The organism is Candidatus Enterococcus ikei, from assembly GCF_017316105.1.
Taxonomy (GTDB): domain Bacteria; phylum Bacillota; class Bacilli; order Lactobacillales; family Enterococcaceae; genus Enterococcus_L; species Enterococcus_L ikei.
The window spans coordinates 57,871-73,013 of the sequence record NZ_JAFLWD010000017.1 but is presented as its reverse complement, the minus strand read 5'-3'; the positions used below and the strand labels follow the sequence as shown (position 1 = coordinate 73,013).

Here is a 15,143-nt window from a genome sequence, read left to right as displayed (position 1 = left end):
CGCTATCTCCTCTTCTTCCTTAACTTTCTAATGGTTTAGCTACCACTTTCTTTTGTTTCATGGGTTTGTTCATTAAAATAATGGATATACAAACTAAAAATAACCCAATAGCCAATGACATTGTAAACGATTCTCCTAATATAACCGCAAGCAAACTTCCTGATAAAGGCATGATAAACTTGTACACAGATAATTCACTCAAGTTAGCATATTGAGCACACCAATACCATAAGCTAAACGGTATAGCAGAGGCCGCTGCTAAAATAATTAACAAGACAACGCCTAGGACAGTCCAATGAATTGCTTCTATACGTCCTCCCATAGCATATCCAATCATAAATAAGAACATCGAACCAATGATCAAATTCCATCCAGTCAAAACAAACGAGTTCAAGGATGAGCCAATCTTTTTGGCTAACATTGTTGCTAAAGCAGCTAATAATCCGTATATTAGCATAAATCCTTCACCGGTCAGTGAAAAAGAGAACATCTCTTGAATACTTGTACCACTTGTTAATTGAGAAATAATTAATCCCGCAAAACCAATTAATAAAGCAATCCCTTTTGTGGATGTCAATTTATCGTTTTTATAAACAAAATGAGCAAGTATTACAGCAAAAAAGATTGTTGATTGTGCCAAGATAGTTGAATTGATTGTCGAAGTAATATTTACATTGGCAATATTAAAGAAAAAATAAGCAGCAGTTGTTGAAACCAATCCCATAATAGCTACTTCAGACCATTGTTTTTTATTGACTTTCAGTATATTTTGACCAATAATTGCAGCGAAAAGCAATGTCATTAAACCAGCAATAAAGAAACGAATACTAATTGTTGCCAGGACTTGACCGAGATACTCTTCTCCAAACGCTTCTTTACTAATACCCATTTCTGTATTCATGATCTTGATCAACTTAAACGGTGTTCCCCAAATAACATTTGTTAAAATTGCGGCAACTGTTATGACTGTTGCACTTGGTGCTATTTTTTTTGACAAATTATCCATGTTTTCCTCCATTTGTACATAAGTGTTTTTTACTAACATTAGAAACACGGCCGTTTGCATTGTTATCTTTTTCACAATGTGATAAAATACAATACTACTTGCAAGTTACCACCCATTATAATCACTTTAGAAAAAAATGAAAATAGGTAAACCAAAGAACAAAGTAGCTTATTCAAAGATTAGGAGAATGGAAATGTATCGCTTCACACACCAACAACATGAACATTTTTATCGTTATTTGGAAACCTTGGACTGCTATATTACATCTGAAACAGGTATGATTGAGGAACTCCAAGCTTTTGAACATGATGATAAACGACAAATCGCATCATTGGTCTGTCAGAACACAAAAGGAACACTAAAATTTTCTGCTCCCTACCTTAGGATTCTCTATATTTTGGAAGGAGAAGTAAAGCTGCTTTTAGATGGCAAAGAATTATATCATTGTGCGGGAACACTCATACTTTCGAATCAATACACTACTATTGATTACGAGGAGCTTTCTTTAGAGACGAAAATCGTAAGCTTTTATTTTAAATCGGACTATTTTTCTGATTCGCTACTTAATCAACTTTCTGAAGAAACATCGTTATATCGTTTCTTCGTTGAATCTTTAAAAAAGCAAGATGAAAAAATTGGTCGCTATTACGTTTTTGCATTTGATACTATAGATGATATTCATTTCTATTGCCTTTTACTCCTAAAACAAATTGTCAAAATGCGCTATTTTAATAATAAAGTAACAAAATCAGCCTTTTTATTATTAATTGTTGAAATCAGCCAGCTAGCAGACAAAGCATTATGCATAAAAGATTCCTTCATATCAAGTGAATTACTAATTTTTGAAGTTTTAGGTTATATGGAAAATCATCTACAAACAGTGACATTGGAAAATGTAGCGAAAAAGTTTCATTTTCATCCAAATTATTTGTCTAGTTTAATCAAACAAAATACACAGCAAACCTTTACCGAATGCTTGATTGCCTTACGTTTAAATTACGCTAAACAATATTTAACTCAAACCGATTTAACGATTCAAGAAATTATTGAAAATCTTGGATATAGCGACAAAGCATTTTTCTTTAAAGTCTTCAAAAAAGAAACGGGCTATACGCCTGGTGCTTACCGTCGTGCAAAAAAATTCTAAGCTTGAATAGCCAAACATCTCAAACTAAAAAAAGTGATTGGGCCAGAACTCTTCGAGTTACAGCACAATCACATGAAATCCGTATGAATCTTAGAAATAGAAGTCACTACTACAAACACTAGGCTCCTTGGTCATTTAAAATACTTTTTAAACACACTACTTCTTCCAGAAATGATCTGTTAAAACCTAAGTATTATTCCTTTTCCATGTTACCAAAATTTACTCAAAGTAAACAAAAAAGTCACTTCATTACCTTCGGATACACATCTGATCTTTCCAGAATGCTTTTCAATTATCTTTTTCACAAGCGCTAATCCTAGACCGCTTCCTTTTACCTGTCTATCCAACTCTTCGACTCTATAAAATGGCTCAAAGATTTTTTTCTTATCTTCTTGTTTTATCCCTATCCCATAATTTTTAACGCTAAACTGGATAAATGTATCCATATCTTTCACATCTATTTCTACAACTGAATTACTTGATCCATATTTTATAGCATTATCAATTAAATTTTTAAAAACAAGCGCCATTAATACTCTATTTCCATTAAAAACGTAGCTATGATTACTTATATTCCTTATAACCATCTGTTTTTCTTGCGCCTTATCGGATAATTCACTACTCACTTCCATGATTAAGGCATTTGAGTCAATGTTTTCCTCTATCTCTATCTCATTTTCATTAGATATCAACAGCAATTGTGTCAAAATCCCTTCCAGTTTACTACAACTAAAAAGTATCGTCTCAATTATTTTTTGATCTTCTTTACTATAATTTGTATGTTGCATTTGAAGCAGCTGAGCATACGTAGTAATAACGGTCAAAGGCGTTCTCAATTCATGAGCAGCATTATCTAGAAATAATTTTTGGCGTACGAAAGAATCCTTGAGCCGGATATTCATTTCATTAAAACTAGTAGCTAGTTTTTGGATCTCTACAGGTTGGGAATCTTCTACTAACAACTCTTTTCCTAAAATCGAACTATCTAGTTTATTCATCGCTTTTTGCAAATTTACTAACGATTTTAAACTTCTTTCTACTAGAAGATACGTAGCTACTATTCCTACCACACCTAGTATAATTAAAAAGATAATCGTCCGCATATAAAACTTTCTTTGTGCCACTGCAACTTGCTTGTTAAGCCCTTCAGGTTTAAGTACGATACGTGCACTATCTTCTGCGTTTGATAAATCAGAGTGACTAGTTGCGGAGCCCGCACCTAATTGTTCTACTGAAAACAATACAACTGCACTATTTAAGGAAAAATAAACCATCAATGCCAACATGCTCATCAATACTATACTTACCAATAATGTAATTCGCTTTTGTAAACTCATGCTGTCTCCTTTGTTATTTATTCGATAACTTATAACCCACTCCATGAATCGTTTGAATCAGCTTCGCTGTCTCATTATCTTTCTCAGCTATTTTTTTTCTTAACGAGTAGATGTGATACTTAAAAGTAGTAGAGAATAAATCGACATCTCGATTCCAAACATGTTCAATTATTTTTTCTGCAGAAAATACTTCTTCTGGACTTTTCATGAGATATTCCAGAATGCCAAACTCTTTTCTAGTTAAGTTGATTGGCATCTTATTAACTTCAGCGGTTCTTTTTAAAGTATCTAAACTCAAAGATTCATACACGAGTTCACTTTTCTCTAATGAGATTTTTTGTCTTAGCAAGTTTCGAATTCTGGCTTCTAGTTCTGAAAAATCAAAAGGCTTTGTTAAATAATCATTTGCCCCCATATCCAGACCTTTAATCTTGTCATCAACAAAACTTTTTGCTGACAGTATCAACACTCGTAACTCTAAATTATATTTCCGAATATTTTCTAGTACCTCCCAACCATTTAGGTAAGGTAAAGATAAATCTAAGATAACCAAATCGTAGTCTGTTTCTTCTAACATATCTAACGCTTCGTATCCGTCTTTAGCATGGTCTACAGCGTATCCCTTTCGCGTTAGTCCTAAACATATTCCTATACCCAAATCGGGGTCATCTTCTACAACTAATAAACGCATATCATTTCTCCTAACTATGTATTAAAAAAATGGAAACGAACTCTACGATTTATCCGTAATGTTCTAAAGAAGCGGCAGGATAAAAGCAACTCCTTGAAAAACCAAGTGAACTTCACAAAAATTCGAACGATCCTTTTAGTAAATGCTCCTTCATTTCTCTAAGATAAGTAGTTTCATCCCACCTCTTATTTAACGCGAATTCTTTTTTACTTTATTCCATGTTTACGAGCGTTCGTTCTTTTAATAGCAAAGCTACGTCAGCTTGTTTGGCTATTCCCAAATCATGCGTCACCATGATAACACATTTTTTTTCAACAAGAGCAATCTCTTTCAGCATGTCAATAATCCCTTGAGAAGTTTTTTGATCCAAATTCCCGGTTGGTTCATCGGCGAAAATAATTGGAGACTCTGCAGCCAATGCTCTTGCTACAGCAACTCGCTGTTGTTGTCCACCGCTTAATCTTAACACATTTTTATAAATCATCGTTTCATCTAATCCTACATCATTTAAACTTTTTTCAATATATTTTTTCAAGTCTTTCTCTTTATATTTTTTTATATTCAAAGCAGCTTTTACATTCTGATAAGCAGTCATATATGGAATAAGATTATATGCTTGAAAAATAATTGACGTGCACTCCTTACGGTATTTTGTAATTCCCATACGATATATATCTGTCTCTCCATAAGAGATCGATCCTTCAATAGGACTCGTCAAGCCTGAAGCAATAGATAATAAGGTTGTCTTTCCTGCTCCTGATGGTCCCATAATCGTATATAACTTTCCTGCTTCAAATGTATAGTTAAGGTCTTCTAAAATAGTGTAATTTTGTGTATTTTCTTTATATGAATACGTAATGTCTTTTAGCGTTAATGTCAATATTGCTTCCTCCTTGTACTTTTGAACTGAGCTAACGTTGATATCAAATCGACTATTCTTTCTGTGCAAATAAATCTCTAGGATCCGTTCTAGCAATGATGATACTTGGTATGAGAGTCGTTATTAAAACGAGCAATAATCCCAAACCAGAAGATCGAACTACTATATCCTGATCTAGCTTCAATTCGATTTTATCTACTGGAACAACCTCTGTTTCATCTTCTTCTATAGCACCATTTTCATCATCAGATGTTTTTACATTTTCAGTAGAATCGATCTGTTTCGCTAAAATAGAATTAGAAATCGATTCTCCAGTAACATTAATAATCGTAAATGCTAATCCAAATGCAACCACTGCAATCAAGAACATTTCAGTCATTAATTGGAAAGATATTTTTGCTTTTTCTTCCCCTAAAGAAAGTAATATCCCAATCTCACTTTTTCTTTCACGAACAGATAATAAAATCAACAACGTCAGAATGATGCCGCCAGCTAATAAAATAACTTTTATCATAATAGAACTAAACGCAGACATCTTCTCGATTGGTCCTATCATTTGTTCGTATTGTTCAGTATGTGCATCTAGCTTAAAATATTTTTCATTTTCAGATAACAGTTTCTCAGCTTTTTTAGTAAAACTCTCTACCTGTAGTGGATCTTTTAAATTAAATGAAACTTCATCAATTCCTGCTTGATCACTTATTTTTGAAAAAGAATCAAACGCTAAAAAAAGTTGATTTTCAGGCTGGCTAAGAACAAAAGCTTGATCATAACCCGTTGCAATTTTTTCGGTTTTATAAATGCCTACTATTTTAAATGTGCGTTCTTGTCCTTTATTTTCTAGTGATGAGCCTTTAAGTTTAAAGATACTTCCCACCTTTAAATGATTATTTTTAGCAAAGGTCTCCTCAACAACTGCAGCATCCTTGGGTGATTTTTCCGTGATCCCTTCACCTTCTATGAGCTTTGCATCATGATTTTTAAAATCTTTTGTTCCTTTGCTATTGTTTGTCCCTACCAAAGCAAATTTTGGTTCTTTGCTTTTATCTGCTTGACCTAAACCCAACATTCCTCCAAAATCTTGCTCTTTTTGCGGTTCTACATAGTTCAATCCACTTTCTAAGGCAGTCGCTTCACCTTCTATTTGGACATTCTTAACTTCTGGTAATTGTTTGATTTTATCAACGGTCTCTGGTGATATGCGAGAAAATGTTTGAATCCCTTGTACTAGCGCCTTACTCATTTTTTTATTGTCACGTTTCAATTTCACTTCCGTTCCAATTCGTTTTCTCGCATCGATTTTCCCTTTCTCAGCAGATTTTTGAATAGCAAATCCTGATAGAATCAACGAAAACACGATCAAGAATAGACCAAGAAATAGTATCGTTCTTCCTTTCCTTTGCCAAATGCTAATTAATGCTCTTGAAAAAAAACTCATAAATATTCCTCCTAGGTTTAAAAGCTACACAGGCCTCATAAACTCCCATTAAAAATTAGAAATGTGACCCTTTTCGTCACAAGCAAATTCCATTCCTTTTAGAAAGTTTAGCCTGAGCAGTTAGAAAATAAAAATGCGTACAACACGCAATAACACAAGGATACTATATTGGTGGTTAGATTTTTGTTAGATTTTATGTAAAAGAATAACAGTTGGGATTCGTTAAGATAGTCTAAACTAAAAAAGGTGTCTCACCCATTAAATTGTGAGACGCTTTGAAGGAAAGACTCCTATGGAACGAAAAATAAAAATTCGTTTGAAACAACTAGTTGATGATAGAGGAATATCTTTAAGAGAACTTGCTCGTTTATCAGATATCGAGCCTTCAATTGTTAATAAGTTGGCTAATAATAAAAGAGAGAAAATTTATTTACCTCATATTGAGAGGATAGCGGATGCTTTGGATATTGATGATATCTCTGAAATAATTTGGTTGAAATGAATAAGAAAAGCAGTATAAATACCAATACAGGTACTTACACTGCTTTTTCTCAATCATTCTAAAACTCAATTTATCTATTAGCGGCTTGAATCTGTATAATAACCAAGATATAAGTTAACATATTCGCTTCCATTTTTAGGAAATACATGATAAAACGGTGTTGCGACATTTAAATTATTTTCTTCTAAAGTTGCTAATAATTCCGCATAAGCTTGTTCTGTCTTAATATCAAAATCTCCAACAATTATTGTTTTTACTAATTTATTGATTTCAAAATATGAAGAAAATTGATACCCCTTGATCTCAAAGGTATCTTCAATAATTGGAAAAAACATTTCTATATCTATCATTTCATCTGTTGGAACATTATTAATACTATAAAAATATGGTCCTTTCAAGCTATAACCTTCAGCAGTAATACCTGAGACAAAATCCTGATAATGCTTTTCCATTTCAGAATAATAAAATTTGGTCCGCTTACTTACAACATTTTGAAAGCCGATTTTTTCTACTGTAAAAACTTTTGGTAACAACCTCATAGTTTGTCTACCTCACAATATAGATCAATAACAACATCGCCATCTAGATCAAGCAGAACATGATAAATTGTTAATAAAATACCTTCATCCTCTTCAATCTTTTCCTTGAGTTTATCGTAAGGTATGGCTTCTTCTTGGTCATAATGACGATAAAAATAATTTGTAGTAAAATCTAAATGCTCTTTATAAAAGAACTGTGACTTATTTTCACCAATAATATTTATTTTATTACCAACAGCCGAAAAAATGGTTATCTCGTTTCCTTTATCAAACGGATTATATTCAAAGATAACAGGTACATCTGAATAATATCCATTTTGGATTAATAATTCTTTGAACTGTTTACCCATTTTGGCAACCTGATCAAATATATCCTCATCAGAATCAATTATTGCATTGAATCCAATAACATTATTTAAGCTAAGTTGTTTTGTCTTTAGCTTCATTTTTCATTCCTCCGTTTTTTATTCTTTACTTTTTTTATCATCCACTGTATAAAAATTACCACAAATCCAACTAAAATTATACTTACAATAACTCCGAATATATTCTTTGTTGTTCTAGATAGATTATATTTCTCATCTATTTGCACCATAAACATTATTATAAAAAAAACCTATTAAAACATATGTTGATTTTTTTTTAAGTATTGAAAGCAACCTTTTTTTGAAGGACAAGGACTTCTGTTCTCTATTTTCTTCCCAGTAATCCTTATCCACAATTTTCAAATGAATTAGGTATCCAATCTCTACAAGCAGTCTTGGAAAAACTAGTACAAAAATCAAGCCAAGTATGAGTCCTAAAACAAATAAAGAATTCGTAAAGATTATTCCAACCACGCTAACTACTCCAAAAATAATCCAAATCGAATTAGAGCTAAATACTTTTGAAAAAGCAACATAATTAGCAACAGCTCTTTGTTCAGAAAAACCTTTACTTATTTCCTTTTTGATCCAAAAAATAGTATAACAAGTAGTGAATAGGACAACTACTCCAATTATAATCAAATACATAGTTGAATAGGTTGCATTAAAATCAGCAATGTTTGATTTATAGCCAGTCGATTTTCCATTACTAATCATAAACGAAAGTGCTACCAAAATAACTAATTCAGCGAATAAAGTGAAAAATAGTAATATAGAAGTCACTATCTGATGCTTGTATATACTTTTTTGAGGAACTAGAAAAAGTGATAAGTTCAGTAAAATAGCATAAACTACATAAAATTTCAACGTTCCATATAATAGCGTACTTATTATGTTGTGATACCAGGAATGAATTTCCACTCCTGGTATTAATCCTATAATTGATAGAACGAGTAAACATATTGATTGGATACGCAACATTCCCACTGAACCTCTGGTATTCGCTAAAGAAATAAAGTACTTTTTATTTAATGATTCTGGACTGTTTTTATTTTCTATCGCGCTTATCCCTCACCTTTTTTATAATCCACATTATGAAAGCTACCACAAAAAAGAGTAGGATCGCCATGAGAACATATGAAAATGTAATCTGCAGGCCTTTAGGCACCTTATATCTGTCTTCTATTTCTACCATAGCAACAATCAGTAGAACACTTACAATCACATATGTGGATGTCTTTTTTAAACGCTTTTTTAGAGTCTCTTTCCATGGTTTTTCAGGCTCATCAATATAATTGACCCAATATTCTTTGTCTTTATTTAATAGAACTGCAGAGTAAGCAAGCTCTATTGTTAATCTAGAAAAAACAGCGCCTAAAAATATACCAAAGACCAAGCCAAAGACTCTCGCTAAATTCCCTGTTAAAAAGGCTCCTATCATTGAAAAACCAAATATTATCCATAGTGATTTTGACTCGTAAACCTTAGACCGTGCAAAATAGTTAGCATTTGTACGTTTCTCTGAAAACCCAATTTTTAATTGTTTTTTTAACCAATAAAAATTATAAAAGAGAGCACCTAAATATGTTAGTCCGAATAGTAACAGAACAATAATTGATAATTTAGATTCATATCTAAATTCATTTCCATTAGTCCCCTGCGTCATAGTGTATCCTAGGAACATTAGCACAATTGTAAGCATGACCGAAAAAATTGTAAGCCATATAGCTGCAAAGTCCTGATGTAGAATCAAAATTTTTTTTGTTACTCTAAAACTAACCATGCAAAGCGTTAATATCATGAAAATGACTATGCTTAAAATTATAATATTCATTATACTTTTCATTGGACTTATTCGATAACTCCATACAGCTATATTCCAAGTTATAATCAAACAAAGAAGAGCAATGACTAAGCCCGCCCAAGATATGTATAACGAGCTAATACTTCCCCTAGTAGCTACAAATGATTTGAAATATTCTTTATTCATTTCCTTTGGAGACTTATTTTTATTATTTACCGTCATACAATTAACCTCCAAACCCCCAATTAAGACCACTAAACATATCTCCGAGCCCTTTGGTAACTTTTTTAACCCCATCCTTAACATGGTCTACAGTACTCTTTGGTGGATCACCATATTTCCAGTTATTTAGCCGTTCGTTAATAAACACACCTGTCGCTGCACCGACTACAGTACCAAGTGGAGGCAAGAAAAATGAACCAATAGCTGCGCCTGCTGCAGTAGCACCTGCACCCGATCCAAAATCAATTGCAGTATCTGTCGCAAAATTAACCGTTTCACCAATACTAAGTCCATCAGATAAATCTATATTGTCTGAAAAATTATTTCCTACGGTTACAACTGTTCCCAGAATTCCTAGACCTTTTCCAAACTTACCAACTTTAGATGCATCTCCCCATCCTTTAAAATCATTGGCAGGATTAAATGCCTCCTTGAATCCATTCCAACCAGCTGCTTTTAGTTCAGCATAATTAATTCCACCATCGGGAAGTCTAGAATAATGAAACTCTGACAAATCTATTCCTGACTTATTTTTGAGGTCTTTCCCCCATTTGTAAGTAAACCCACCATTTTGTGTTGGCTTGAAAAGGAATCTATCCCCCATTTCAGACGCCCTAGTGCATCTTGTGAGATCGCTACTCCATTTAAAAATGTCCGTCCATTTCTAAAGCTTATACCAGCTTCTGCAAGCTCATGTCCATCTTTTAAATAATCTAAGAAATCTGGCCCAAATTTTTTAAGATTCTCGATTAGCCAGTTTTCTGCCTCTTTTGGTGTCATATTTTTTGGCATATTTGCTACAGCATAGGATGGCGAGTTTTTCATTGCTGATGCATCTTTTTTACTTGTAAACCAACTTTTATCCGTTCCTTTTGGCAATGAATAAGAACCGTCACTATTAACGGTCGTTCCACTCAGCACAAGCACACCTTGCATCGCAATACTTAACTCATTTAAGCTATTGCTAAAAAGTCCATTCGTCTGACTAGAAAAATCATGTAACTTCTTAATTTTTTTCTGTACCTTATCAATATCATCCTGCATGCTATTTGCCATGCGGTTCAATCGATTTTGCGCATGCTTTAACATATCTTTCAATCCTGGCACTGGATTCCCTGCCGCTAAATTTCCAGCTGCATTTGCTGAAGCAGTTAAAGAAGCTTTAGATGCTTTCAAAAGTTGCATCTGCATGTTCAACTTATCTTCATCTAGAAAACCTTCACTTGAGATTGCTGCATTCGCTCCTGTATATTTTACTAAATCATTTTGTATACCGTCCATTGATGTGGTAACACGACGTATCGTTGGAAGAGTCTCTGCTTGAATAGACTAATCCCATGTTAGTTCATTCCTTTCTTTCTGGATTTCTGAGCGTTCTTCGTTTAGCTGTTTAAAATAAATCAAACAAAGATGCTAAATTATGTGTTCTTAGCATCTTTGTTTTTGATACATATTTTTAAAATCCATAACTTTCATCATTTGAATTGTTATTATCTACAATTCCTCTTTTAATATTCCCAGTATTCTTAGTTACCCATTTTTCATACAAAGTAACAAAACGTTGCTCGTCTTCATCTTTAAAACCTTCAAAAACAACTTCATCAATATCCTCTTTATTAAAATAAAAAACTTGGTCTGGATCTAAACCTGCTGGATATAACGCACCTGTATAGTCAAAAAATACTTTTTCACTATCTTGTTCAACTAACGGTCCTCTATTTAAAATCATAATTTTTTGATTTCCTTCTGCTAAATAAACAATACTTCCTATCGGTAATGTTGGTAACATAATTACTTTTCCTCGCTTTTTATAATTTGATATTTCTCCCTATTTTCTATGGGATTGAAACTGATAAATGATGAAAATAGCAATGAGTATAGTGGGATAACGCCTAAAAACAAAAGTTGTACATAATTTGAAGATTGCGGTCGGCCTATACCAAGTGCCACAAAAAATGGAACAACAAAAAATACTGAAATAATCCACCTTATTGAATTAGGCAGTCGATCCACCCAACCAAGATACCATTTTCTATCTTTTTTTTCTTTTTTTACCTGCTTTAGTATGAATGATTCAGCTTCATTCAAAGGTAATGTTGATTGCTTAGTAAAAATTAAAAACAACACTCCTATAAGATAACCCATTATAATTAAAAATAGAACTAACTTCCAATGCTGAAAAATTTGAGGATTATATGTTAAATCCATGAAATTAATAAATTGGGGGAATAACATACCATTTAATAAAACCAATATAAATATAATGGATACCCAAGCAATTTTTGTTTGTATATTATATTGAATTCGATGAAAAAAACTTTTTTTTATTTTAATATCCTCTTTGATATCTGTAACATCATATATTTTCCATTGACTTATTGTTTCTTTAAATAAACCTGGAAAATAATTTTTTATATTTCTTGGGTTAGAGTAATCAATTACATAATATTTTTCATGAACTTTAATCAAATAATATCTAATATCAATTCTTTGAGCCGTTTCAATAAGAAATTTGTCATAAGTTTGTGCTACCATCCAAATGCTCCTTTAAGTGAGCCCAGTGGATTTCCCATTGCCCTTCCTAGTTTCCCCACACCTTCTTTAATCTTGTTTCCAGCACTATTCAATGCATCTCCCGTACCATCAACTAAATTTTTAAACGGTTTAAAATTATTATAAGCCGCTTTTACACCAACTGATACAACGGCTCCAGCCACTACAGCAGCACCTATACCCACTAGTGCTGGTCCGCCCACTACTGCTCCAACTACTGCTCCGGCAGCTACTCCAACTCCGGTAGCTACTGCACTATATGTTATTGCTCGTCCAACATTATGATGCTCATTATTAAATTCTCTAAATTCTTCATAAGCACCCAAAGCTATCAAACCTCTACCGCCCCATTTTGCAACATTACCTATTGCTTTACTGGCTGGATTTGATACACTTTTTAACTTCGATGTTACCCATTTCCTTGGTCCGAATTCATCTTTTACAAAAGTACCTAGCGTAGATCTAGGCTGCAATTTAGCAGCCAAAGATCTACCAATATTTTTACCTTCTTTAATTACTTTTCCCTTAACTGCATCCAGAGCGCCACCAAGACTTTCTTTAGAAATTTCTTTGACATTAAACGTACTATCTAAAAAATCCTTTCCAGCATCTTTTCCAGTATAGTTTTTTGAAAACCAACTTTTATCCGTTCCTTTTGGCAATGAATAAGAACCGTCACTATTAACAACTGTTCCACTCAATACAAGCACACCTTGCATCGCAATACTTAACTCATTTAAGCTATTGCTAAAAAGTCCATTCGTCTGACTCGAAAAATCGTGTAACTTCTTAATTTTTTTCTGTACCTTATCAATATCATCTTGCATACTATTTGCCATACGATTCAACCGATTTTGCGCATGCTTTAACATATCTTTCAATCCTGGCACTGGATTTCCTGCCGCTAGATTTCCAACTGCATTTGCTGAAGCAGTTAAAGAAGCTTTAGATGCTTTCAAAAGTTGCATCTGCATGTTCAACTTATCTTCATCTAGAAAACCTTCACTTGAAATCGCTGCATTCGCTCCTGTATATTTTACTAAATCATTTTGTATACCGTCCATTGATGTGGTAACACGACTTATCGTTGGAAGGATTAGTTCTGAAAATAATCCTTTTCCTGCATTATATGCCGCACCTGACAAGGTACGTCCATCCACGGCTGCGGTTAAGCGCTGACTTCCTGATCGTAAGTCACTCACGGTGCTTTTCGCCGTCGATAAATTACTAGACATAGCACTCATCAATTTTGAAGAGTCTCCGCTTGAATAGACTAATCCCATGTTAATTCATTCCTTTCTTTCTGGATTTTTGATATCAGTAGTTCTATAGTTTAAATAAAGAAGCTAAAACATATGGCGTTAGCTTCTTTATTTAAGAGAATATAGTTATTTAGGCTTATATTTTTTAGAATCCAATTGACTCATTTGGATTGCCTATTTCTTTATCTTGTGCATCTAATCCATCTTTCCATTCTGCATAAACTTCCATAAATCTTTCTTCTTCTTCATCTGAATACCCTTCAAATACCACTTTATCTATATTTTCATGATTAAAGAAAATTGTCGTTTCTGGATTCAGTCCCGTTGGATACAATACTGACATATAATCTGCAAAAGTATCTTTTCCTGTAGTCTGGTCTGTATAAATTGCTCCACGACCTACAATCAACAGTTTTTGAAGTCCCTCTTCAAGTAAAACAACACTTCCTAAGGGTAATAATTTTTTTGTTTCAGTCATTTGTTTTCTCCTCTTTCTCTGTTCCTTTGATATGTTTGTTAAAATATTTCTCTCCATACCATTCTAATTGGGTCTTCCCTTCCCATTTTCTGTATTCTTCTGGATACTTATTTTTATAATATCCATACAATAAATATGGCAGAAATAAATACGCTTCTGCGAAGATAAAAGCAATATCAACTATAAGCCACATCGCAATAACCCCTACTAGACCTACAATATCTGTACGTACACCTGTTGTATTGGGAAAAATGAATTTCCATAGAATTACTATAATGACTACGATCCATCCATACTTGAATAAAAAATTAATTATCTTTTGAATAAAATCATCAATTTTGTCTAGTTTTAACTTCTCACCAAATAAATTATTTTCTAGAGACCTAGCCTTACTTCTAAAAATAATATAACCAGTCAGAGCTAAGAAACAAAAAATCGCTACGGCTCCAAAAAAAGTTAATGTCGTTAAAAAGAAAGTTAAAAAAAACAAATTTGCCTCCAGTATTAGCCAAATCATATAATTATTGATGGTAAGCATTCTCCGATATATACTTATTCTATAATAATTATTCCTCTTCAGTAACAACCAAATTACTAACCAAATAATAAGTAGTCCTATGGGTACCCACAGAGGTAAAAAATTAATATCGGGTTGAGGTAAAGTACTTTCACCCAGTTTACCATCTATTCCTATCTGAACAATCATAGAAATAAAAAAATTAAAGCTAAACATAATTATCGCAATTATTGTGATACCAATTTTATTCTTGCCATTATAAATACCTCGATTACTAGTATCTTTTTCCATAAAAGATATTAGGGAATCATCTGAGAGATTAAGGCTCTCTTCAAAACTTGCATTCATTAATTTAAATTTACTCACCTTTACCACCCAAACTTAATCTCTGGAAAAAAATAA

The 15,143-nt window shown here is 32.9% G+C and carries 18 protein-coding genes; 2 read left to right on the top strand and 16 right to left on the bottom strand.

What is annotated here, in order from left to right; genetic code table 11:
- Positions 1–19: 19 nt before the first annotated feature.
- Positions 20–1,006 (bottom strand): DMT family transporter, encoded by a 987-nt coding sequence (locus JZO69_RS08080; RefSeq protein WP_207112374.1) that lies wholly within the window; start codon positions 1,004–1,006, stop codon positions 20–22.
- Between the two features lie 193 nt (positions 1,007–1,199).
- Between JZO69_RS08080 and JZO69_RS08075 the strand changes: the two genes are divergently transcribed.
- The gene (locus JZO69_RS08075; protein WP_207112373.1) at positions 1,200–2,153 is read left to right on the top strand and encodes a helix-turn-helix transcriptional regulator; all 954 of its coding nucleotides are present in this window, start codon (positions 1,200–1,202) and stop codon (positions 2,151–2,153) included.
- A gap of 209 nt (positions 2,154–2,362) precedes the next feature.
- On the opposite strand, the gene JZO69_RS08070 is transcribed toward JZO69_RS08075, so the two are convergent.
- The 4 genes from JZO69_RS08070 to JZO69_RS08055 form a co-directional block, all read right to left on the bottom strand.
- Complete coding sequence (locus JZO69_RS08070) at positions 2,363–3,490, bottom strand: sensor histidine kinase (RefSeq protein ID WP_207112372.1); 1,128 nt, start codon at positions 3,488–3,490, stop codon at positions 2,363–2,365.
- 13 nt (positions 3,491–3,503) lie between these two features.
- Positions 3,504–4,181, bottom strand: a complete 678-nt coding sequence (locus tag JZO69_RS08065) for a response regulator transcription factor (protein ID WP_207112371.1) — start codon at positions 4,179–4,181, stop codon at positions 3,504–3,506.
- 211 nt (positions 4,182–4,392) lie between these two features.
- Positions 4,393–5,061 (bottom strand): ATP-binding cassette domain-containing protein, encoded by a 669-nt coding sequence (locus JZO69_RS08060; protein ID WP_207112370.1) that lies wholly within the window; start codon positions 5,059–5,061, stop codon positions 4,393–4,395.
- A 52-nt stretch (positions 5,062–5,113) separates the two neighbouring features.
- Positions 5,114–6,499, bottom strand: coding sequence for an ABC transporter permease (locus tag JZO69_RS08055; protein ID WP_207112369.1), 1,386 nt, complete (start codon positions 6,497–6,499; stop codon positions 5,114–5,116).
- A 292-nt stretch (positions 6,500–6,791) separates the two neighbouring features.
- Here JZO69_RS08055 and JZO69_RS08050 point away from each other — a divergent pair, with 292 nt between their 5' ends.
- The gene (locus tag JZO69_RS08050; protein WP_207112368.1) at positions 6,792–7,001 is read left to right on the top strand and encodes a helix-turn-helix domain-containing protein; all 210 of its coding nucleotides are present in this window, start codon (positions 6,792–6,794) and stop codon (positions 6,999–7,001) included.
- A 77-nt stretch (positions 7,002–7,078) separates the two neighbouring features.
- On the opposite strand, the gene JZO69_RS08045 is transcribed toward JZO69_RS08050, so the two are convergent.
- From JZO69_RS08045 to JZO69_RS07995, 11 genes are all read right to left on the bottom strand, one after another.
- A complete protein-coding gene (locus JZO69_RS08045) occupies positions 7,079–7,540 on the bottom strand; it encodes a DUF5085 family protein (protein WP_207112367.1) in 462 nt (153 codons plus the stop codon).
- Positions 7,537–7,986, bottom strand: a complete 450-nt coding sequence (locus JZO69_RS08040) for a hypothetical protein (RefSeq protein ID WP_207112366.1) — start codon at positions 7,984–7,986, stop codon at positions 7,537–7,539. The genes JZO69_RS08045 and JZO69_RS08040 overlap by 4 nt, the downstream gene beginning before the upstream one ends.
- Before the next feature lie 132 nt (positions 7,987–8,118).
- Positions 8,119–8,886, bottom strand: a complete 768-nt coding sequence (locus tag JZO69_RS08035; RefSeq protein WP_207112365.1) for a hypothetical protein — start codon at positions 8,884–8,886, stop codon at positions 8,119–8,121.
- Positions 8,887–8,953: 67 nt separating this feature from the next.
- On the bottom strand, positions 8,954–9,931 hold the full coding sequence (locus tag JZO69_RS08030; protein WP_207112364.1) for a hypothetical protein: 978 nt from the start codon (positions 9,929–9,931) through the stop codon (positions 8,954–8,956).
- 4 nt (positions 9,932–9,935) lie between these two features.
- Positions 9,936–10,445: a hypothetical protein gene (locus JZO69_RS08025; protein ID WP_207112363.1), complete on the bottom strand. Its 510-nt coding sequence runs from the start codon at positions 10,443–10,445 to the stop codon at positions 9,936–9,938.
- A 2-nt stretch (positions 10,446–10,447) separates the two neighbouring features.
- Positions 10,448–11,212 (bottom strand): hypothetical protein, encoded by a 765-nt coding sequence (locus tag JZO69_RS08020; RefSeq protein WP_207112362.1) that lies wholly within the window; start codon positions 11,210–11,212, stop codon positions 10,448–10,450.
- A 175-nt stretch (positions 11,213–11,387) separates the two neighbouring features.
- On the bottom strand, positions 11,388–11,720 hold the full coding sequence (locus JZO69_RS08015) for a DUF4176 domain-containing protein (protein WP_207112361.1): 333 nt from the start codon (positions 11,718–11,720) through the stop codon (positions 11,388–11,390).
- Between the two features lie 2 nt (positions 11,721–11,722).
- The gene (locus JZO69_RS08010) at positions 11,723–12,466 is read right to left on the bottom strand and encodes a hypothetical protein (protein WP_207112360.1); all 744 of its coding nucleotides are present in this window, start codon (positions 12,464–12,466) and stop codon (positions 11,723–11,725) included.
- Positions 12,460–13,767, bottom strand: coding sequence for a T7SS effector LXG polymorphic toxin (locus tag JZO69_RS08005; protein ID WP_207112359.1), 1,308 nt, complete (start codon positions 13,765–13,767; stop codon positions 12,460–12,462). The genes JZO69_RS08010 and JZO69_RS08005 overlap by 7 nt, the downstream gene beginning before the upstream one ends.
- Before the next feature lie 124 nt (positions 13,768–13,891).
- Positions 13,892–14,224 (bottom strand): DUF4176 domain-containing protein, encoded by a 333-nt coding sequence (locus JZO69_RS08000; protein WP_207112358.1) that lies wholly within the window; start codon positions 14,222–14,224, stop codon positions 13,892–13,894.
- Complete coding sequence (locus JZO69_RS07995) at positions 14,217–15,107, bottom strand: hypothetical protein (protein ID WP_207112357.1); 891 nt, start codon at positions 15,105–15,107, stop codon at positions 14,217–14,219. The genes JZO69_RS08000 and JZO69_RS07995 overlap by 8 nt, the downstream gene beginning before the upstream one ends.
- Positions 15,108–15,143 lie beyond the last annotated feature (36 nt).